Genomic DNA, 18,465 nt, shown 5'->3' with positions numbered 1-18,465 from the left:
GAAGTACGCGAAATGGAGGACGGGTGGATCGATCTCTTCGTGTGCGCGTGATCGGCGTGATGCTGGGCATGATCACAGCCCCGTTGGACGGCATGATGCTGGGGCCCGCATTGCCGGCGATAGTGAAAGATCTCGGCGGGCTGGAGTACTTCTCCTGGATGGCGACGGCGTATCTGATCTGCATGGCCGCCTCGACGCCGATCTGGGGGAAACTCGGCGACCTGCACGGCCGCAAGCCGGTCTACATGGCCGCGATCGTGGTCTTCCTGCTGGGCTCCGGGCTGTCGGGAGCCGCGCAGGACATGATCTGGCTCGTCGGCTTCCGGATGGTGCAGGGACTGGGCGCGGGCGGGCTGATGACCGGGGCTCTGGCGCTGATCGGCGAGCTGGTGCCACCCCGGCACAGCGGCAAGCTCATGGGGGTGTTCGGGGTCATGATGCCGATCGCCTTCATCGCCGGGCCGTTGCTCGGCGGCCTGTTCACCGAGCGACTGGGCTGGCGGTGGGCGTTCTACGTCAACCTCCCCATCGGCGCGACCGCCTTGCTGCTCATCGGCGCCGTACGGTTGGAGCGGCGCCGGATCAGGGCGCGGATCGACTACCTCGGGGCGCTGCTGCTGACGGCGGCGCTGGGGGCGCTCGGTCTGGTCGCCAGTTGGGGCGGCACCCGGTACACCTGGGGATCGACTCCGATCCTCGCCTTGATTCTGATCGGGCTGGCGGCGCTGGCCACCCTGCTGCTCGTGGAACGGCGCGCGGCCGAGCCGATCGTCCCGCTGCGCCTGTTCGCCGACCGCAACTTCACCCTCGCCCAGGTCATCCGCTTCCTCGGCGGCGTCGGCATGGTGGTGGCGGCCACCTTCCTGCCCCAGTACATGCAACTGGTCCACGGCACTTCGCCGATCGCCAGCGGCCTGCTGATCCTGCCCGCGATGCTGGGCATGGTCGCCGTGCTGATCGGCACCGGCCGGCTCATCAGCCGCAACGGCCGCTACCGGATCTACCCGATCCTCGGCGGCGCCACCGTGGCGGCCGGCATGCTCGCGCTGCTCCTGCTGCGGCCTGGCATCAACATTGCGCTCGCCTCCGGTCTCACCCTGATTGGCGGACTTGGGGTTGGCCTGCTGATGCAGTCCACCACGATCATCACCCTCAACAGCGCGGAGCCGCGCGACATTGGGGCGGCCAGCGGCTCGGTGACTCTCTGGCACACCATGGGCGCCTCACTGGGCGTGGCCGCCCTAGGCGCCCTGTACGCCGCCCGGCTGCAGGACACCCTCATCGACCGCCTGGGCGCGGAGACCGCCACCCGGATCTCCTTGACGCCCGAGGCGCTCATGCGGCTCACGCCCGCCGCGCGGGAGGCGGTTCGCCTCGCCGTCTCCGACGGCATCCACGCCATGGCCCTCGGCGCCACCGCACTGGGCGCCCTCGCCTTCGTGCTGGCCTGGTTCATCCGCGAGGTCCCCTTGCGTGACGGCGCCCCGTCGGCCGAGCCCGCCCCCGGCACCCCGGCCGACCTGCCCCCGCTCACCGGATCCAGACCGAGACCACATTGCTGGCGGCCCCGCGACAGGCCGCCATCACGAAGGGAGAACACCGTGACCACTGACCCGCTTAGGCTGGCCGTCATTGTGGGCAGCGTCCGCGACGGCCGCTTCGGCCCGACTGTGGCCAGCTGGTTCGCCGGTCAGGCCGCAGCCCGCCCGGACCTCGACGTCGACGTGATCGACCTGGCCGACGTGCCGATCGGCGGGGCGGCCCCGTCGATGTCCGCACCTACGCCGGTGCTGGATGCTCTGGGGGGGCTGACCCCGCGGCTCGCGGCCGCCGACGCGTTCGTGGTGGTGACCCCCGAGTACAACCACAGCTACCCGGCCGGGCTGAAGAACGTCATCGACTGGCACAACCAGCAGTTCCACGCCAAGCCAGTGGCGTTCGTCTCCTACGGCGGCATCTCCGGAGGCCTGCGCGCGGTGGAGCACCTGCGAGCCGTCTTCGCCGAGCTGCACGCCGTCACCACCCGCGACACCGTCAGCTTCCACGGCGCCTGGGAGTGCTTCGACGGCAACGGACAGCCGAAGGACCCGGTCGGCCCGGCCACGGCCGCCAAGACACTGCTGGACCAAGTGAGCTGGTGGGCGCGCATCCTGCGCGACGCCAAGACCGTCACCCCCTACACCGCATGAAGCAGAAAGGCGTGATCATGACGGCATTGACCGGCAAGACGGCGCTGGTGACCGGCGCGAGCCGGGGCATCGGCCGCGCGATCGCCACCAGGCTGGCCCGCGAAGGCGCCCGGGTCGCCGTGCACTACGGCGGCAACCATGCCGCCGCCAAGGACACCGTCGCCACCATCGAAGCGTCCGGCGGGCGGGCCTTCGCCGTCCAGGCCGAGCTCGGCGCCCCCGGTGACGCCGAAGCCCTGTGGACCGCCTTCGACGCGCACGCCGACGGGCTGGAGGTCCTGGTCAACAACGCGGGCATCCTCGGCGGCCAGAGCGAGATCGACGGCGTCACCCGGGAGGGCCTTGAGCGCCTGTTCGCGGTCAACACCACCGCACCGTTCTTCATCACCCAGCAAGCCCTGCCACGACTGCGCGACGGCGGGCGGATCATCACCGTGGGCACCATGCTGACCCGCGGAGCGGCCATGCCCAGGGCGATCGACTACGCAATGTCCAAGGCCGCACTCGACGTCATGACCGTCGCCCTGGCCAAGCAGCTCGGGCCGCGCGGCATCACGGTCAACCTCGTGGCCCCCGGCGTCATCGACACCGACATGCACAACGGACGCCTGGTCGGCGAGGCCCTGGCCTGGCTGTCGTCACAGACGCCCCTCGGCCGGCTGGGCACGCCGCAGGACGTGGCCGACACCGTCGCCTTCCTGGCCTCCGACGACAGCCGCTACGTCACCGGGCACCGGCTCGACGTCTCAGGCGGGACGACCATGTAGACCCACACCACCACAACACCGTGAGCATGAACCGGCGGGCGGCGGCCCGGGGCATTGACCCGACTATGGTCGCTTCATACGTTTTTCCACGGGAACGCACGTGGGATCCGCACGCCGAGACGGCGGCGGGGACCTGCCGCGACAGGGGGTGTCATGGGGTCGGCCTTCGTCTACGCGGCTGCGCGGACGCCGTTCGGGAGGTTCAACGGGGCGCTCGCGGGCGTGCGCCCGGACGACCTGGCCGCCGTGGCGTTGCGGGGAGTCGTGGCCAAGGTGTCGGCGCTGGATCCGGCGGAGATCGGCGACGTGGTGTGGGGGAACGCCAACGGGGCGGGGGAGGACAACCGCAACGTGGGCCGGATGGCGGTGTTGCTGGCCGGGCTGCCGGTGACGGTGCCGGCGACGACCGTGAACCGGCTGTGCGGCTCGGGCCTGGACGCGGCGATGATCGGGTCGCGGACGATCGAGAGCGGCGACGCCGACGTGGTCGTGATCGGGGGCGTGGAGTCGATGACGCGCGCTCCGTGGGTGCTGCCCAAGCCGTCGCGGGCCTTCCCCGCGGGGGACGTGACCGCGGTGTCCACGACCCTGGGCTGGCGGCTGGTGAACCCGGCCATGCCCGCGGAGTGGACGGTATCCCTGGGCGAGGCCAACGAGCAGCTGGCGGAGCGGTTCTCCATCTCCCGTGAGCGGCAGGACGCCTTCGCCGCGCGGTCGCACGTGCTGGCGGACGCGGCGTGGAACGCCGGGTTCTACGACGACCTGGTCGTGCAGGTGGAGGGCGTCGACCTGGCGCGGGACGAGGGGATCCGGCCCGGGACGACGCCGGACGTGCTGGCCGGGCTGAAGCCGGCCTTCCGTCCCGATGGCACCATCACGGCGGGCAACGCCTCCCCGTTGAACGACGGCGCATCGGCGGTCGTGCTCGGTTCGGAGGCCGCGGCGGGCCGGCTCGGCGTCGATCCCCTCGCCCGCGTCGCGGGCCGGGCGGCCTCGGCGCTGGAGCCGCAGCTGTTCGGGTACGCGCCGGTCGAGGCGGCCGACCGGGCGCTGCGCCGGGCCGGCGTCGGCTGGGACGAGGTCGGCGCCGTGGAGCTGAACGAGGCGTTCGCGGTCCAGTCGCTGGTGTGCCTGGACGCCTGGAAGGCCGACCCGGAGATCGTTAACACCCGGGGCGGCGCCATCGCGATCGGTCACCCGCTGGGCGCGTCCGGCGGGCGCATCCTCGGCACGCTCGCCCACGTGCTGCGCGAACGGCGCGAGCGGTGGGGGGTCGCCGCCATCTGCATCGGGGTCGGCCAGGGCCTGGCCGTCGTCCTCGAGAACGTGAGCGCGCGGTGACCGCCGTCGTCGTGAGCGACCCCGACGAGGCCGTGGCCGGGGTCGAGGACGGCTCCACCGTGCTGGTGGGCGGGTTCGGGATGGCGGGGATGCCGGTGCGGCTGATCGAGGCGCTGATCCGGCAGGGCGCGACCGATCTGACCGTGGTCAGCAACAACGCCGGCAACGGGGACACCGGTCTGGCGGCGCTGCTGGCGGCCGGGCGGGTGCGCCGGGTGGTCTGCTCGTTCCCCCGGCAGAGCGACTCGTGGGTGTTCGACGGGTTGTACCGAGCGGGGAAGATCGAGCTGGAGGTCGTCCCGCAGGGCACCCTGGCCGAGCGGATGCGCGCGGCCGGCGCGGGGATCGGCGCGTTCTACTGCCCCACGGGCGTCGGCACGCCCCTGGCCGAGGGCAAGGAGAGGCGGACCATCGACGGCCGCGACTACGTGCTGGAGTACCCGATAAAGGGGGACGTCGCGCTGGTCGCCGCCCACATCGCCGACCGGATGGGCAACCTCGTCTACCGCAAGACCGCCCGCAACTTCGGGCCGGTCATGGCGGCCGCCGCCAAGCTCACGATCGCGCAGGTGAGCCACGTCGTCGACACCGGAACGCTGGACCCCGAGACGGTCGTCACCCCCTGCATCTACGTCGACCGGATCCTGGACCTGTCCGTGACGGAGGCCGCCCCGTGACCGACCACACCACCACCACCGGCGGCGTCGCGGGCCGGGTCCGTACGGTTGAGCATCTCGACCGGGGGCCGCTCGGGCGCGACGAACTCGCCGCCGCCGTCGCCCGCGACATCCCGCGCGGCTCCTTCGTGAACCTTGGCATCGGCCAGCCCACGACGGTCGCCGACCACCTTCCCGCGGACGCCGGGGTCGTCCTGCACACGGAGAACGGCATGCTCGGCATGGGACCCGCCGCCCGGGGCGACGACGTCGACCCCGACCTGATCAACGCCGGTAAGGTCCCGGTCACCGAGCTGCCCGGCGCGTCGTACTTCCACCACGCCGACTCCTTCGCGATGATGCGCGGCGGCCACCTCGACGTGTGCGTGCTCGGCGCCTTCCAGGTCTCCGAGCGCGGCGACCTGGCGAACTGGCACACCGGCGCTCCCGGCGCCATCCCCGCCGTCGGCGGCGCCATGGACCTGGCCGGCGGCGCCAAGAGCGTGTTCGTCATGATGACGCTGTTCGCGAAGGACGGGACGCCCAAGCTCGTCCCCGAATGCACCTACCCGCTCACCGGCCTCGCCTGCGTGCGCCGCCTCTACACCGACCAGGCCGTGTTCCACATCGGCCCGGACGGCGTGACGGTGCTCGAGACCTACGGCACGACCGTCCGTCACCTGGCCGCCCGGATGGACGTCACCCTCCACACGCTGGGCGGCCCCCGGCCGTACGGCGGGTCCTGACACACCACGGTCGCAAGGACCGAACACGTTGCCCGGCGCGGGGGAACGGGCGTATCTTTCGTAAAGTACGTACTTTACGATGATGATGACAAGGTTGATCCCGGATGGAACCGCAGGAAAGCGAGTTCGTCGACCGGATGGGGCTGGTCATGGAGCGCCTGGGCGGGACGCGGACGATGGGCCGCCTCTACGGCCGGCTCATGATCTGCGACCCGCCGCACCGGTCCCTCACCGAGCTGGCGGCGGAGCTCGGCGTGAGCAAGACCGCGGTCAGCACGGTCGCCCGGCAGCTGGAGACGGGCGGGATGATCGAGCGCGCGCCCGCGGCGAACCGCGAGCACCGCTACCGGGTGGTCGGCGGCGGGTGGATGCAGGCCATGCGGGTCCAGTTCGCCGCGCTGCGACTGAGCCTGGAGGCCCTGGACTTCGGGCTGTCCGTCGTCGGCGAGGACCTCCCCGAGCAGCGGGCCAGGCTGGAGGAGACCCGCGCGTTCTTCGCCTTCACCGTGCGGGACGCGGACGAGTTCCTCCAGCGCTGGCAGGCGTATCGCGACAATCAGACGGACGAGCGGAGCTCTCGATGAACACGGACAAGGTCGACTTCAGAGCCGTCCCCGACAGCGGGGTGACCTGGACGCTCCTCGGCACCCTGTACCTGCGGGCGTGGGAGAGCCGTCTGCCGCACCCGATCCTCGGCGACCACTACGCGGCCGAGGCCGTCGACCGCATCGACTACGACTTCGACAAGCTGAAACGACGCGTCCGGCCGGAGAGCAACCAGTTCCTGGTCGCGCTGCGGGCCCGGCAGCTCGACGACTGGGCCCGCGACTTCCTGGCCCGCCATCCGGACGCCGCCGTGCTCCAGCTGGGCTGCGGCCTCGACAGCCGGATGCTCCGCCTCGACCCGGAGGGGACGGTGCCCTGGTTCGACGTCGACGTCCCCGAGGTGATCGACCTGCGCCGGCGGATCTACCCCGAGCGCGACCGCTACCGCATGATCGGCGCGTCCGTCACGGAGGACGGCTGGCTGGAGGAGATCCCCGCCGGCCGTCCCGTCCTGATCGTCGCCGAGGGCCTGCTGATGTACCTGACCGCCGAAGAGGTCGCTCGCCTGCTCCGCCGGCTGACCGATCACTTCGCCTCGGGCGAGCTGCTCTTCGACGGGCTGGCTCACTGGACGGTCAGGATGGTCAAGCTCTTGAAGTGGTCGCCGCGCGACGGCCGGGACGTCGAGCGGATGAACCCCCGCCTCACCTGCGCGGACCAGGTGCCCATCACCGCGCACCGCGACCGGATCCCGATACGTCGCTACCGCGCCATCTATCAGCTCATGCACGCCGTCCCGGCGCTGCGCGCCTCGTCCGTTGACTACCGGTTCACGTTCTGACCCGGACCGCTAGGCGATGCGGCTGAGCGTCTCCGCCGTCACCGGGTGGGCGAAGGGCAGGCCGCGCGCGTAGCGCGAGAGCTCCTCCAGCGCGAGGCCGGACATCCTGGCCAGCTCCCCGCCGAGCGAGCCGGCGACGTGCGGGGTGAGCAGGACCTGCGGCAGGTCGTACAGGGGCGAGTCCGCGGGCAGAACCTCGGGCTCGGTCACGTCGATCACCGCGAAGAGCCGCCCGCTGACCAGCTCGGCGGTGAGCGCCTCCTGGTCGACCAGGGCTCCGCGCGCGGTGTTGATGAGCGTCGCGCCGTCGCGCATCCGCCCCAGCCGGGCGGCGTCCAGGAGATGCCGGGTCTCCGGCAGCGAGGGCGCGTGCAGGCTGACCACGTCGCAGCGGCCGAGCAGCTCGTCCAGCTCCACGCGCGGCACGCCGAGGTCCTCCGTCAGGTACGGATCGGAGACGAGCACCTGGAGGTCGAACGGGCGCAGCAGCTCGATCACCCGGCGGCCGACGGCCGAGGCGCCGACGATCCCGACCGTGCGCCGGTAGTTGCCGAAGCCGGGGAATTGGCGGTCCCAGTCGAGGACGGCGCGCCGCTCCCGGTAGAGGCGCGCGATGTCGAGCACCCGTTTGTTGGCGAACAGGATCGCGGCGAGCGTGTACTCGGCGACGGGCTCGGCGTTGGCCGCCGCCGCCGACGACACGATGATGCCGCGCCGCCAGCACGCCTCGGTGATGTGCTGCTTGACCGACCCGGCCGCGTGCACGACGGCCCTCAGCCTGGGCGCCCTGGCCAGGACGTCCGCGGTGATCGGCGGGCATCCCCAGCCGGTGAGGAGCACCTCGGCGCGCGCGAGCGCCCGGGCGACTAGCGGGTCGCCGAAGTCGTCGGCCACCAGGCCGGGATCGGTGTCGGCGATCCGGGCGAGCCGGTCGCGCACCGCGTCGCCGATCAGCCGTTCGGCCACCCCGCGGCCCATGGCGAGCAGGGTGGCCGGCCGCCGGCCGTTCCCCGCGTCGGCGCTCACTTGACGCTGCCCGCCGTCATCCCAGCCCGCCAGAACCGTTGCAGGAGGACGAACACCAGCAGCAGCGGCACCACCGACAGCAGCGAGCCGGTGATGACCAGCGTGCTGTACTCGGGGAACGCGGTGACCTGGGTGTTCCAGGAGTACAGGCCGAGGCTGAGGGGGAACAGCCGCTGGTCCGACAGCATGATCAGGGGCAGGAAGAAGTTGTTCCAGATCCCGGTGAACTGGAACAGGAAGATCGTCACGTACGCCGGCAGCAGCATGGGCAGCGCCACGGACCTGAACGTGCGCAGCTCGTCGGCGCCGTCGGAGCGGGCGGCTTCCAGCACCTCGCCCGGCACGTACCCGGCCGACAGAACCCTGGCGAGATAGACGCCGAACGGGTGCACCAGCGAGGGGACGAACACCGCCCAGAACGTGTTGACCACACCGATTTTCGAGGCCAGCAGGTAGAGCGGCAGGGCGGTGGCGGTGGTCGGCACGAGCACGCCGAGCAGCACGAGGCCGAACAGCTGGTCCTTGCCGGGCCAGTCGTACTTGTCGAAGGCGTAGCCGCAGGCCACGCTGATCAGCCCGCCGAGCCCGGCGCCGAGCCCGGCGTACAGCACGCTGTTGAGGTACCAGCGGAAGAAGACGCCGTCGCCTTCGGCGGCCACGGCCGACAGGTTCGCGCCGAGGTTGAGGTGGGCGAACGCGAAGCCGGGCGTTCCGTACAGGTCGGGCAGCGACTTGGTGGCCGCGAACAGCAGCCAGGTCAGCGGCAGCAGCATGTACGCGGCGGCGACGAGCAGGAAGGCGTTGACGGCCGGCCTGGACATCAGGCGTGACGTCACTTCTTGTTCCCCCACTTGGTGACGACGTAGGACAGCAGGCCCGCGAGCACGGCCAGCATGATCGACGCGGCGGCGGCCTGCCCGTAGTCGTTCCTGCCGAAGGCCTCGGCGTAGGCGTACATGTTGGGCGTCCACGTGCTGACGATGCCGTCGCTGACGCCGTCCATGACCACGGGCTCGTTGAACAGCTGGAGCGAGCCGATGACCGTGAAGATCAGCGTGGTCACCAGCGCGCCCCTGATCATGGGCACCTTGATCCGGAGCGCCACGTCGACGCCGCGCGCGCCGTCGATGGTGGCGGCCTCCAGCACCTCGCGCGGGATGGCCTGGAGCGCGGCGAAGTAGATGATCATGTTGTAGCCGGTCCACTCCCACACGGTGACGTTGACCACCGAGCTGACGACGCGGTCGCCGAGGAAGTCCCAGTGGATCCCGTGGTCGCGGAGCGCGGCGACGATGGGGCTGATGCCCGGGAGGTACAGGTAGAGCCAGATCAGCCCGGCGATCACCCCCGGCACGACGTGCGGCAGGAACAGGGCGAGCTGGAAGAACCTGCGCAGGAGGGCCGCGCCGGAGTCGAGCAGCAGCGCCAGCACGAGCGCGCCGCCGAGCATCAGGGGGATGTACAGCGCGGCGTAGCCGGTGAGGACCAGGAACCCGTGCCGGAACGCCTCGTCGGCCAGCGTCCTCAGGTAGTTGTCGACGCCGGTGAAGACGCTCTCCGCGCCGCCGAAGCCGAGTCCCGACGACTGCTCCCTGAAGAGGCTGAGCCACAGGGCGTACCCGAGCGGGGCGACGACGACGGCGGCGAAGAGCGTGAAGAACGGGGCGGTGAACAGGAGGATCGCCCAGCGCCGGGCCGGGCGGCCGCGCCGGGGCCGGTCCGCCGCCGGGACGCGTCGCCCGGCGGCGGTGCCGGCGGAGGTCGCGGTCATCGTGTTCTCCTCCCGGGGGTGCCCGCCGCAGCGGGCGGGGGTTCAGGGGGTGACGGCGAGCCCGCGTCCCTTGATCTCGTTGACGGTGTCGGCCTGGACGGCCCCCAGGACGTCCGGGAGGCTCGCCGAGCCCGTGGCGACCTGGCCGAGCCGGTCCTTGAACGACGTCAGCACCTGCACCATGGACGGCCCCCAGGTCCAGCCCGGCTGGATCGTCGTGTACGCCTCGGAGAACACGCCGTAGATGTCCTGACCGCCGTAGTAGGCGGTGTCGAACGTCTTGGCGGCGACCGGCACGAGGTCGGGGATGGCGGGGAAGGCGCTGGAGGTTCCCGAGCCGAGGCGGGCGGTCCAGGCCTCGGGCGTGCCGGTGAACCACTTGGCCGCCTCGACGGCGGCCGCGACGTGCTTGCTGTCCTTGCTGACGGCGTAGGTGGTGCCGCCGAACATGCCGCTGGCCGGGGTGCCCCAGTTGGGGGCGGGGGCGACGGCCCACTTGCCGCTCAGCGGGGCGTTGTTGCTCTTGATCATGCCGGCCGCCCAGTTGGCGCCGAGGTACCCCCACATCTGGTCCTGGGCGATCGAGGCGATCCACTCCTGGCTCAGGGTGGGCTGGACCTTGACCAGGTCGTCCTTGATCATCCCGTCCCAGTAGGCCGCGACCTTCTTGGTGGGCTCGTCGTCGATGGCGACCTTCCACGAGCCGCCCTCCGAGCCGAACCACTTGGCGCCCGCCTGCCACGCGTAGGTGGCCAGCAGGTTGGGATCGTCGGGGTGGAAGCTGCCGAGGCGCGCCTGCGGATCGGCCTTCTTCACCTGCTCGGCGGCCTTCCTGAAGTCGTCCCACGTCTTCGGCACCTGGATCTTGTTCTTCTCGAACAGGTCCTTGCGGTAGAAGAAGACCTGCGGGGCCGCGTCGAGCGGGATCGACCAGGTCTTGCCGCCCAGCTCGACCAGGCCGAAGACGCTGGGCGGGTACTTCGCCTTGATGTCGGCGGTCTCGGCGGTGATGTCCCGCAGCGCGCCCTGGGTGACGAAGTCGGGCACCTGGGGGTACTCCACGGACATCAGGTCCGGCGCGTTGCCCGCCTTCACGGCGTTGGCGAACTTGGCGTAGCCGCCCGCGTTCCCCGACGGGATCTCCTCGAACGTGACCTGGATGTCTTTGTGGCTCTTGTTGAAGGCGTCGACGACCTGCTTGGTGCCCTTCGCCCAGCCCCAGAAGACCACGTGTTCGACACCGGCGCCGTCGGAGGCCCCGTCGTGCTGACCGCCGCTGCCGCTTCCGCAGGCCGTCTGCAACGCCAGTGCGGCAAGCAGGCCCGTCACGCCGGCGACTCGCTTACGTTTCATCACCGAACCTCCAGCTCGATCGTTAGATCATCATTTGCTCAAAACCGGAGGAATGTCCAGCAATACGATCGAATCGATCGCTACGAAAATCGAGCGGTGGTTTCCGGTCAGCGCGGGGCGGCCGACGACTCCCGCACCCGGAGCTCGGGCAACAGGGCCAGGTGCCGGCCCGGGGCCGAGGCGCCCTGCGTCATCCGCCTGATCAGCATGGTCACGGCGCAGCGGCCGACCTCGCCCTTGGGCGGCGCGACGGCCGTGAGGGAGGGCGAGCAGAGGCTGGCCACCTCGTCGTCGTACGCGACCAGGGAGACCTCGGACGGGATGTGCACCCCCGCCGCGCCCAGGTTCCTGACGAGCGAGAGGGCGTCCTCGTCGTTGTGCACGATCAGGCCCGTCACGCCGTCCTCGCGCACCAGTCGCAGCACGTCGGCGACGAACCCGTCCAGGGGACGGGCACGGTCGACGACGATCTCCGGCGGCCGGTCCATCCCCAGGGCCCGGGCGCCGGCCACCACCCCGGCCCTGATCCTGGGCGTGGTCGGGCTGGGATAGGCGACCAGGGCGATCCTGCGGTGGCCCAGCTCGGCCAGGTGGCGCACGCCCAGGTACGCGCCGTGGGCGTGGTCGGAGGCGACGGCGTCGAACATCGAGGCCGGTCCGGCCAGCTCCGCGCGCCGCTCGACGAGCACCGTGGGCACGCCCAGGCCGGCCAGCCACTCGACGTGCGACTCGTCCGGCTGGCGGCTGGGCGTCAGGAGCAGGCCGTCGACGCCGTCCTTGATGAGCTGGCGCACCTGCGCGCGGTCCTCGTCGTCCTCGTACCGGGAGATCGCCAGCACGATGCGGGCGCCGGCTCTGGCCGCCTGCTCCTGGGCTCCCTTGATCACTTCGGGGTAGTAGTAGTGGGCCGACGGCACCAGCATGCCGACGGTCAGCTTCGCCGCGGACGCCGGCGGGCCCGGGACCGGGTCGGCGCCCGGGGAGGGCGGCAGGGTGACGCCGCCGTGGACCCGGACCAGCAGGCCCTGCGTGGCGAGGTGCTCCACGTCTCTGCGCAGGGTGACGGCGGAGACCCCGAGCTCCTCGGCCAGCTCGCTGAGCCGCACCGATCGCCGTTCCCGGACCTGGCGGAGTATGAGGCTGTGGCGGTGCTCGACAGACACGCGGGCTCCTTCGGCCGGACCCAGACGGCTTGATCCTAACCGACGCCTGCTTTCGTTATGAACGCTTTCCTTTCATTCGATCAAGCCAGCCCCGGAGGCGCCGCCTCTCCAGTCGGCCGACGTGCGGACGGCCCGCCGGGAATCCCGGCGGGCCGTCGCGTGAGGTGCTGAAGATCAGCCGTCGGTGTCGGACGACGGGATGTACGCGCCCGGCACCTGGTCCGGGGTGTAGATCTCGTCGTCACCCGGGTAGGGCTTCTTGAAGTCGTGCGCCTCGTACCACGAGAAGCGGTTCATCTGCTCGGGGTTGCCGGAGTCGGCCCGGGCGTTGGGCCCGTTGAACGACTGCTGGGACTTCCAGGCCCCCCACTTCTTCGCGACCTCCTGCTTGTCCGCGGGCACCTTCGCCGACGGCGGGGCCGCGGCGGCCGGGTCCTGCGGCGCGGGGGTGTCCGCACCACAGGACGGCAGGTTGGAGCCCGACAGACCCAGGGTCAGGGAGGTGCGGTTCGGCAGGGCGGTGAACGGCGTGTAGTCGGGCTTGCCGGTGAACGCCGCGGTCATCGGGGTCGCGGCGCTGTCCTTCTGGTTCATCGGCTGGATCCCGAGGATCTGCTCGATGGTGCGGATCATGGTGATCTGCGTGTAGTAGTGGCTGTCCACGGTGCCGTGCTTGGCCCAGGGGCTGATGATCTGGATCGGGGCGCGGTGACCGTCGACGTGGTCGGTGCCGGCCTGGGAGTCGTCCTCGACCACGAAGATCGCGGAGTCCTTCCAGTACTCGCTGTGCGAGATCTCGTCGACGATCTTCCCGACCGCCAGGTCGTTGTCGGCGACCTGGGCGGCGCCGTTCACCGGGCCACCCGTGTGGTCGCTGGACAGCCAGAACATGTTCAGGTTCGCCGGGCCGTTGGCCTCGAAGTCACGCTTCCAGATCTCGTACCGGTAGATGTCCGGCACGCTGGTGTCGAACTTCGGGAAGCCGTGCACCGACACGTCGTTGAGCGACGGGATCGGCGAGGACGAGTTCAGGGTGTAGGCGGTGTTCTGCCCGGTGGCCTGCATGTTCTTGGTGTCGCAGTACAGGTTCTGCCACGTCGCGCCGGCCGGCTTGGTGAGGAACTGGTGGAACTCGCCGAAGTTCCGCACGGTCTTGCCCACGGCCTGCGCACCGCTCCAGATGAAGCCGGTCCGCTGGTGGCCGAGGGCGTCGTCCTCGGTGTCGTAGCTGCGCAGGTACTGACCGGCGCTGGACTCGGTGTACTCCGGGTTGTCGGCCTGCATCAGCCAGTTGTGACCCTCGGCGGAGTTCGTGCCGATGTCGTACGTGTTGTCGTACAGCCCGAACTGGTTGGCCAGCGCGTGCTGGTTCGGCGTCACGTTCTCGCCGTACTGGGCCAGCGACGGGTCGCCGTTGCCCTTCGCGATGTCGCCGAAGACCTGGTCGTAGGTCCGGTTCTCCTTGACGATCAGGAAGACGTGGTTGATCGTCGAGGGGTCGCCGAGACGCTTCGGGACCGGCTCGGCCTTCTGCTTGTTGCCGTGGGCGATCTTGACGTCGTTCTTGCCCCAGCCGTTCTGCTCGAAGACCGTGTCCGTGTACTTGGCGATCTCCTTGTCGTCCGGCAGCGTGAACCGCTGCAGGCTCGACGTCGTGTCGTGGGTGCCGTGCCCGGCGGCCGTGGTGGGACGGCGGGCGTCGATGCCACGGGTGTTGGAGACCAGCACCTGGTCGCCGACGGTGGTGATCTCCGCGGGGAAGTAGTCCGTCGGGAGCAGGCCGACGTAGCTGACCGGCTCCTGCGGGCTGGTGTACCGGTAGACGGCGACCGCGTTGGCGCGGCCGAGGGTGACCAGCAGGTGACCGTCGTCGGTCAGCGTCACCGCGTCGGGCTCGTAGCCCACCGAGGCCTGCGGCCACGGCTGGGTGGCGATGGTCTGGACGACCTTGTCGCTGGCGGTGTCGATGACCGACACGTCGTTGGTGGCGGTGTTGGTGACGAACAGCGCCCCGTTCTTGGCGTACAGGGCGGTCGGGTGCAGGCCGACGTCGATGCTCGCGGGGGCGGAGGCCGGGTTCGCCAGGTCGATGACGCTGACGGTGCCGGTGGTGGTGGCACCGGTGTTCGGGTCGGCCGGCACCTGCGTGCCGTACGAGTTGATCGTCGTCTCGCCGGGCCTGGCGGGACGGCCGCCCTCGTTGCTGACGTAGAGCTTCGTGCCGACCATGACCATGTCACGCGGGGCGTTGCCCACGGCCCAGCTCTGCTGGATGGCCCCGGTCGCCGCGTCCATGGCGATGACCCGGTTCTGGCCGTTGACGGCGACGTACACGGTCTTGCCGTCGGCGGAGAACACCGGCTCACCCACGAGCGCGTGCTTCGAGCCCTGCGCGGCGATGCTGATGTTGACCGGGTTGGCGAGGGAGCCGTCCGGGTTCACGGTGAACTTGGTGAACATGTCGGCCCGGCCCAGCCACAGCTGCGAACCGTCGGGCGAGTACGTGGGGCCTTCCTGGCCCACGTCGTTGCCGCTGATGCGCAGGTTCGCCGCGGCGTTGTTGCCGACGAGCTGCTGCACCGTCCAGGTCTTCAGGTCGACGATGGCGAGCGCCATCCCGCCGTCGGTGATGGAGGCCGCGAGGTGGGTGCCGTCCGGGCTGACCGAGGACGACATGATCTTGCCGTTGTTGATGACGAGACGATCGCCGATCGGCTTGATGTACTGGTCGGCGGAGACGACCAGGCCCTTGTCGGTGGTCTGGCCCACCTGGTCGGTGCCGAAGACGTCGGTGGACGCGTAGGCGATGCCTCCGCCCGCGACGACGAGGGTTGCGGTGGCGGCCGCGAGGAGACGGGTCCGCCGGCCGGTGCGCCCGTCGAGGAGCCCGGTCCGGACCTTGGCGACGCGCTGGCGCGTGACGTGCATGAATCAATCCTTCGGGGTGCTTGCGAGCAGGTCGACGTTCCCGTCGAACTGCCACAGGGGGTTCGGCGCGTCTCCCGTCGGAGTACGCACCTGGAAGTAGCCGTTGACCTCCTTCGGTCCGTCACCGTCGGCGACGTACCGCCCGTCGGCGGTCACGTCGAGCTGGTAGATGGCGCTGCCCACGGCGGTCGCGCCGGGGAGGCGCCAGGACACGACGCACCGCCAGTCGTTGCCCGGTCCCTCGTCGGCGACCCGTGAGTCGCCCTTGTCGCAGGACGCGGTGGCGCCCAGCTGGGCCTCGGTGACGGCGGGGCGGTGAAGCTCCTGTGTCTGCAGCCGGTAGAGGTGGGCGTACGCCGTGGCGAGCGAGTCCTGCAGCTTGCCCCGCACGATGCCGGAACCCTGAGCGGGGGTCGCGGCGGCGAGGACGACGACGGCGAGGGCGACCAGGCCGGCCAGCGGCAGCGCCGCCGTCACCAGCACGCGCCGCCCCGCCCCGTCGTACGTCAGGTCGGTGAAGTCGCGCCGCAGGAACAGGCGGTACGCGAGCGCGGTGGCGAGGACGGCCCACGCCAGGCTCACCACGAGGCCGATCAGGAGGGGGCCCGCCTGCGCCGGGGTGGTGAACAGGCCGCGCCAGGCGAGGAAGGCGTGGCTCGGCAGGGCCAGCTGCACGGCCACCGGCAGCGGGAGCAGCTGCGCGAGCTGCAGCACGAAGGCGAGGAGCGCGGGCATCAGCAGCCCCATCGGGGAGCGGCCCAAAGCCACCGAGCCGAGCAGGCCGACCCCGGCGAACGCCAGCGTCGGCGCGAGCGCGCAGGCCCATGCGAGCAGGACGGTGCCGGCCGCGTCTCCCGTGGAGAGGAGATGGCCGTCGAGGCCGATGAGCGGCCGGTTGCCGACCGCCGCCAGACCGCCGGCGACGCTCGACGCGCACAGCCCGGCCACCAGTATCAGGAGCACGGTGAGGCTGGCGAGGCCCTTCGCCACGAAGATCCGCCTCGGCGAGCGGACCGCGACGAGGAGATGACGCCAGGTGCCCAGCCGGTCCTCCGCCGCGAAGATGTCGCCGGCGACCAGCGCCGTCAGCAGCGGGAGCGCCCAGCTGCACGAGAAGTCGAGCACGACGAGCGATCCCGCCCAGCCGGTCTCGTTCATCCAGCGGCCGAACACCGTGTCGGCGGGCAGCGTGCTCTGCAGGCTCACCGCGGCCACGAATCCCGCGGGGGCGATCCAGCAGGCGAGCAGCAGCAGGCGGATCCTCCACTGGGACAGCAGCTTCACCAGCTCGAACCGGTAGCCGTGCAGCACCGGCGCCGGCCGGGCCGTCACCTCGGGCGGCGCGACGGTCGTGGTCATCGGGGGTCCTCCTCGTCGGTCTGCCCGGCCCCGGTCAGGGCCAGGAACGCGGCCTCGAGCGGCGTCACCACGGGCGCCAGCTCGCGCACCGCCACCTCGGCCCGCACCAGCCGCACCACCAGCTCGTCGAGGGCCGGCACCGGCCCGCGGACCACGAGCACGCCGGGATCCAGCCGTTCGAGGCGGTCGCGGCCGGGCAGGACGCGCAGCCCGGGCGTTTCCTGCGCCACCTGACGCGCGGCCGCAGGGTCGGAGGTGAGCAGCCGGTAGTCGAGCTCGCCGCTCTCGGCCGCGAGCTTGCTCACCGGCCCGGAGAAGACGACCCGACCGGTGGAGAGGAGGGTGACCTCGGTGCACAGCGCCGCGAGCTCGTCCATCCGGTGGCTGGACAGGACGACCGCCGTCCCGTTGTCGGCGAGCTCGGTGATGACGCGGTGTACGTGGCGCGTGCCGGCGGGGTCCAGGCCGTTGGCCGGCTCGTCGAGCACGAGCAGCCGCGGTGTGGTGAGCAGCGCGGCGGCCAGCCCGAGCCGCTGGCGCATGCCCAGCGAGAACCCCCGGATGCGGTCGTCGGCCACGTCGGTGAGCCCGACCTGCTCCAACGCGTCGTCGACGGCGCCTGCGCGAGCGGCGTCGTACCCGCGCAGCGCGGCGAGTGCTGAGAGGTTCTGGCGCGCGGTGAGCGACGGATAGAGCCCGGGCCCGTCCACGAAGCCTGCCACGCCGTCGGGGACGGCGAGCGTCCGCCCGACAGGTGTGCCCAGGATCTCGAGGCTGCCGCCGTCGGCGACCGCCAGGCCGAGCAGCAGGCCGAGGAGCGTCGTCTTGCCCGCGCCGTTCGGGCCGACCAGGCCGTGGACCTGCCCGCTCGCCACGTCGAGATCGACGCCGTCGAGCGCGACCACGTCACCGAAGGACTTCCTGATCGCGCGACCCCGGACCGCGGGGCTCGTCTGCATGTCGGTCTCCCCTTGCCTTGATCATGAGCAAGAGGAACTTATAGATCGTGGTTGGCCTCGGTAAGGCGGGAAGTCAAACGTTGGGCAAACCTCTCCCGACCGTCACTTACCCCACCTAACTATCCGGCTGCCCCTCCAGCACCCGAGGGCCCGCACGACCACGGTCCGTCACGCCGTCGTACGGCTTGCGGCTCTGCCTCTCGCCCGCTCCGCCGGGCGAGGGATCGACGCCAGACGGACGGCAGGGCAGGATCGGTGCGGGCAGGCGAACGCGCAGGCGGTGAAAACGGTTGGAGACAGGGGACTACCGGGAGATGTTCGCGGCGGTCCGTAAGCGGCCGCTCGTGTTCCTGCCCCGGGCCGACTTCGCCGGCATCGTTTCGTTCGTGGAGGGCTGCGACCACGGGAACGCCCGCGCTCTGCTCACCGGCTTCCGGGAATGGCTGGTGACCCGGGTGGGGTGTGGGAACAACCTGGTCTGGTGGAGCCTGGTTCTGCGTCTGACCGAGCCCGATGGCCCGAAGAACGCATGTGACCTGGATCCCGCCGCCGACGCCCGCGCGGTGGGGACGCTGTTCGATTGCCTGGATGACTTCCTGGCGCTTCGCCAGGAGCACGATGGGCTACGCAGGATCTACACCGCGTATCAGGCCTGGCTCGACTCCCGCGCCCTCAACGGCTGTCTCGAATCCGGAGCGGCGGAGTGCCCGAAAGTGGAGTGGCCGAGGCCGCGATGATCAGAGTTCGGGAAGGGGGGCGAGGTGGCGGAGCGATCGGGAGGACTCGCCGGCGATCCGTTCGATGGGCGGCGTCCGACCAG

Annotated in this window: 16 protein-coding genes; 8 read left to right on the top strand and 8 right to left on the bottom strand. The window is 71.0% G+C overall.

Features of this window, described 5'->3' with window-relative positions:
* Positions 1–23 precede the first annotated feature (23 nt).
* The 7 genes from Mco01_RS31495 to Mco01_RS31465 all read left to right on the top strand — a co-directional run bounded on the left by Mco01_RS31495 (position 24) and on the right by Mco01_RS31465 (position 7,086).
* Positions 24–2,189, top strand: a complete 2,166-nt coding sequence (locus tag Mco01_RS31495; RefSeq protein WP_204060491.1) for an MFS transporter — start codon at positions 24–26, stop codon at positions 2,187–2,189.
* 17 nt (positions 2,190–2,206) lie between these two features.
* Positions 2,207–2,956 carry an SDR family oxidoreductase gene (locus Mco01_RS31490; RefSeq protein WP_204060490.1) on the top strand — a complete coding sequence of 250 codons (750 nt, stop codon included), beginning with the start codon at positions 2,207–2,209 and terminating at the stop codon, positions 2,954–2,956.
* Between the two features lie 153 nt (positions 2,957–3,109).
* Positions 3,110–4,297, top strand: coding sequence for a thiolase family protein (locus tag Mco01_RS31485; protein ID WP_204060489.1), 1,188 nt, complete (start codon positions 3,110–3,112; stop codon positions 4,295–4,297).
* The gene (locus Mco01_RS31480; RefSeq protein ID WP_204060488.1) at positions 4,294–4,974 is read left to right on the top strand and encodes a 3-oxoacid CoA-transferase subunit A; all 681 of its coding nucleotides are present in this window, start codon (positions 4,294–4,296) and stop codon (positions 4,972–4,974) included. Before Mco01_RS31485 ends, Mco01_RS31480 begins: the two co-directional genes overlap by 4 nt.
* A complete protein-coding gene (locus tag Mco01_RS31475; RefSeq protein ID WP_204060487.1) occupies positions 4,971–5,699 on the top strand; it encodes a 3-oxoacid CoA-transferase subunit B in 729 nt (242 codons plus the stop codon). The genes Mco01_RS31480 and Mco01_RS31475 overlap by 4 nt, the downstream gene beginning before the upstream one ends.
* A gap of 104 nt (positions 5,700–5,803) precedes the next feature.
* A complete protein-coding gene (locus Mco01_RS31470; RefSeq protein WP_204060486.1) occupies positions 5,804–6,283 on the top strand; it encodes a GbsR/MarR family transcriptional regulator in 480 nt (159 codons plus the stop codon).
* On the top strand, positions 6,280–7,086 hold the full coding sequence (locus tag Mco01_RS31465) for a class I SAM-dependent methyltransferase (protein WP_204060485.1): 807 nt from the start codon (positions 6,280–6,282) through the stop codon (positions 7,084–7,086). Before Mco01_RS31470 ends, Mco01_RS31465 begins: the two co-directional genes overlap by 4 nt.
* Before the next feature lie 9 nt (positions 7,087–7,095).
* Here the strand turns inward: Mco01_RS31465 and Mco01_RS31460 are convergent, their stop codons facing one another.
* The 8 genes from Mco01_RS31460 to Mco01_RS31425 all read right to left on the bottom strand — a co-directional run bounded on the left by Mco01_RS31460 (position 7,096) and on the right by Mco01_RS31425 (position 17,645).
* A complete protein-coding gene (locus Mco01_RS31460) occupies positions 7,096–8,112 on the bottom strand; it encodes a hydroxyacid dehydrogenase (RefSeq protein ID WP_239104042.1) in 1,017 nt (338 codons plus the stop codon).
* Positions 8,109–8,933 (bottom strand): carbohydrate ABC transporter permease, encoded by an 825-nt coding sequence (locus Mco01_RS31455; protein WP_204060484.1) that lies wholly within the window; start codon positions 8,931–8,933, stop codon positions 8,109–8,111. Before Mco01_RS31455 ends, Mco01_RS31460 begins: the two co-directional genes overlap by 4 nt.
* A gap of 11 nt (positions 8,934–8,944) precedes the next feature.
* Positions 8,945–9,883, bottom strand: a complete 939-nt coding sequence (locus tag Mco01_RS31450) for a carbohydrate ABC transporter permease (protein WP_204060483.1) — start codon at positions 9,881–9,883, stop codon at positions 8,945–8,947.
* A 42-nt stretch (positions 9,884–9,925) separates the two neighbouring features.
* Positions 9,926–11,236: an ABC transporter substrate-binding protein gene (locus tag Mco01_RS31445; RefSeq protein ID WP_204060482.1), complete on the bottom strand. Its 1,311-nt coding sequence runs from the start codon at positions 11,234–11,236 to the stop codon at positions 9,926–9,928.
* A gap of 107 nt (positions 11,237–11,343) precedes the next feature.
* The gene (locus tag Mco01_RS31440; RefSeq protein ID WP_204060481.1) at positions 11,344–12,399 is read right to left on the bottom strand and encodes a substrate-binding domain-containing protein; all 1,056 of its coding nucleotides are present in this window, start codon (positions 12,397–12,399) and stop codon (positions 11,344–11,346) included.
* A gap of 174 nt (positions 12,400–12,573) precedes the next feature.
* The gene (locus tag Mco01_RS31435; RefSeq protein ID WP_204060480.1) at positions 12,574–15,327 is read right to left on the bottom strand and encodes an alkaline phosphatase family protein; all 2,754 of its coding nucleotides are present in this window, start codon (positions 15,325–15,327) and stop codon (positions 12,574–12,576) included.
* Positions 15,328–15,330: 3 nt separating this feature from the next.
* Complete coding sequence (locus tag Mco01_RS31430) at positions 15,331–16,686, bottom strand: ABC transporter permease (RefSeq protein WP_204060479.1); 1,356 nt, start codon at positions 16,684–16,686, stop codon at positions 15,331–15,333.
* The gene (locus Mco01_RS31425; RefSeq protein ID WP_204060478.1) at positions 16,683–17,645 is read right to left on the bottom strand and encodes an ABC transporter ATP-binding protein; all 963 of its coding nucleotides are present in this window, start codon (positions 17,643–17,645) and stop codon (positions 16,683–16,685) included. Before Mco01_RS31425 ends, Mco01_RS31430 begins: the two co-directional genes overlap by 4 nt.
* Positions 17,646–17,959: 314 nt before the next feature.
* Here Mco01_RS31425 and Mco01_RS31420 point away from each other — a divergent pair, with 314 nt between their 5' ends.
* Complete coding sequence (locus Mco01_RS31420) at positions 17,960–18,382, top strand: hypothetical protein (protein ID WP_204060477.1); 423 nt, start codon at positions 17,960–17,962, stop codon at positions 18,380–18,382.
* Positions 18,383–18,465 lie beyond the last annotated feature (83 nt).

It is taken from the genome of Microbispora corallina (assembly GCF_016863035.1).
In the GTDB taxonomy this organism is placed as follows: Bacteria; Actinomycetota; Actinomycetes; order Streptosporangiales; family Streptosporangiaceae; genus Microbispora; species Microbispora corallina.
This window is presented reverse-complemented; position numbering and strand designations above follow the sequence as displayed.

What these genes read in the sequence shown, in the direction of transcription:
- Mco01_RS31420 (WP_204060477.1), top strand. Translation starts at nt 17,960, where the DNA reads ATGTTCGCGGCGGTCCGTAAGCGGCCGCTCGTGTTCCTGCCCCGGGCC.
- Mco01_RS31450 (WP_204060483.1), bottom strand. Translation starts at nt 9,883, where the DNA reads ATGACCGCGACCTCCGCCGGCACCGCCGCCGGGCGACGCGTCCCGGCG.
- Mco01_RS31490 (WP_204060490.1), top strand. Translation starts at nt 2,207, where the DNA reads ATGACGGCATTGACCGGCAAGACGGCGCTGGTGACCGGCGCGAGCCGG.
- Mco01_RS31425 (WP_204060478.1), bottom strand. Translation starts at nt 17,645, where the DNA reads ATGCAGACGAGCCCCGCGGTCCGGGGTCGCGCGATCAGGAAGTCCTTC.
- Mco01_RS31455 (WP_204060484.1), bottom strand. Translation starts at nt 8,933, where the DNA reads ATGTCCAGGCCGGCCGTCAACGCCTTCCTGCTCGTCGCCGCCGCGTAC.
- Mco01_RS31485 (WP_204060489.1), top strand. Translation starts at nt 3,110, where the DNA reads ATGGGGTCGGCCTTCGTCTACGCGGCTGCGCGGACGCCGTTCGGGAGG.
- Mco01_RS31465 (WP_204060485.1), top strand. Translation starts at nt 6,280, where the DNA reads ATGAACACGGACAAGGTCGACTTCAGAGCCGTCCCCGACAGCGGGGTG.
- Mco01_RS31470 (WP_204060486.1), top strand. Translation starts at nt 5,804, where the DNA reads ATGGAACCGCAGGAAAGCGAGTTCGTCGACCGGATGGGGCTGGTCATG.
- Mco01_RS31445 (WP_204060482.1), bottom strand. Translation starts at nt 11,236, where the DNA reads ATGAAACGTAAGCGAGTCGCCGGCGTGACGGGCCTGCTTGCCGCACTG.
- Mco01_RS31435 (WP_204060480.1), bottom strand. Translation starts at nt 15,327, where the DNA reads ATGCACGTCACGCGCCAGCGCGTCGCCAAGGTCCGGACCGGGCTCCTC.
- Mco01_RS31430 (WP_204060479.1), bottom strand. Translation starts at nt 16,686, where the DNA reads ATGACCACGACCGTCGCGCCGCCCGAGGTGACGGCCCGGCCGGCGCCG.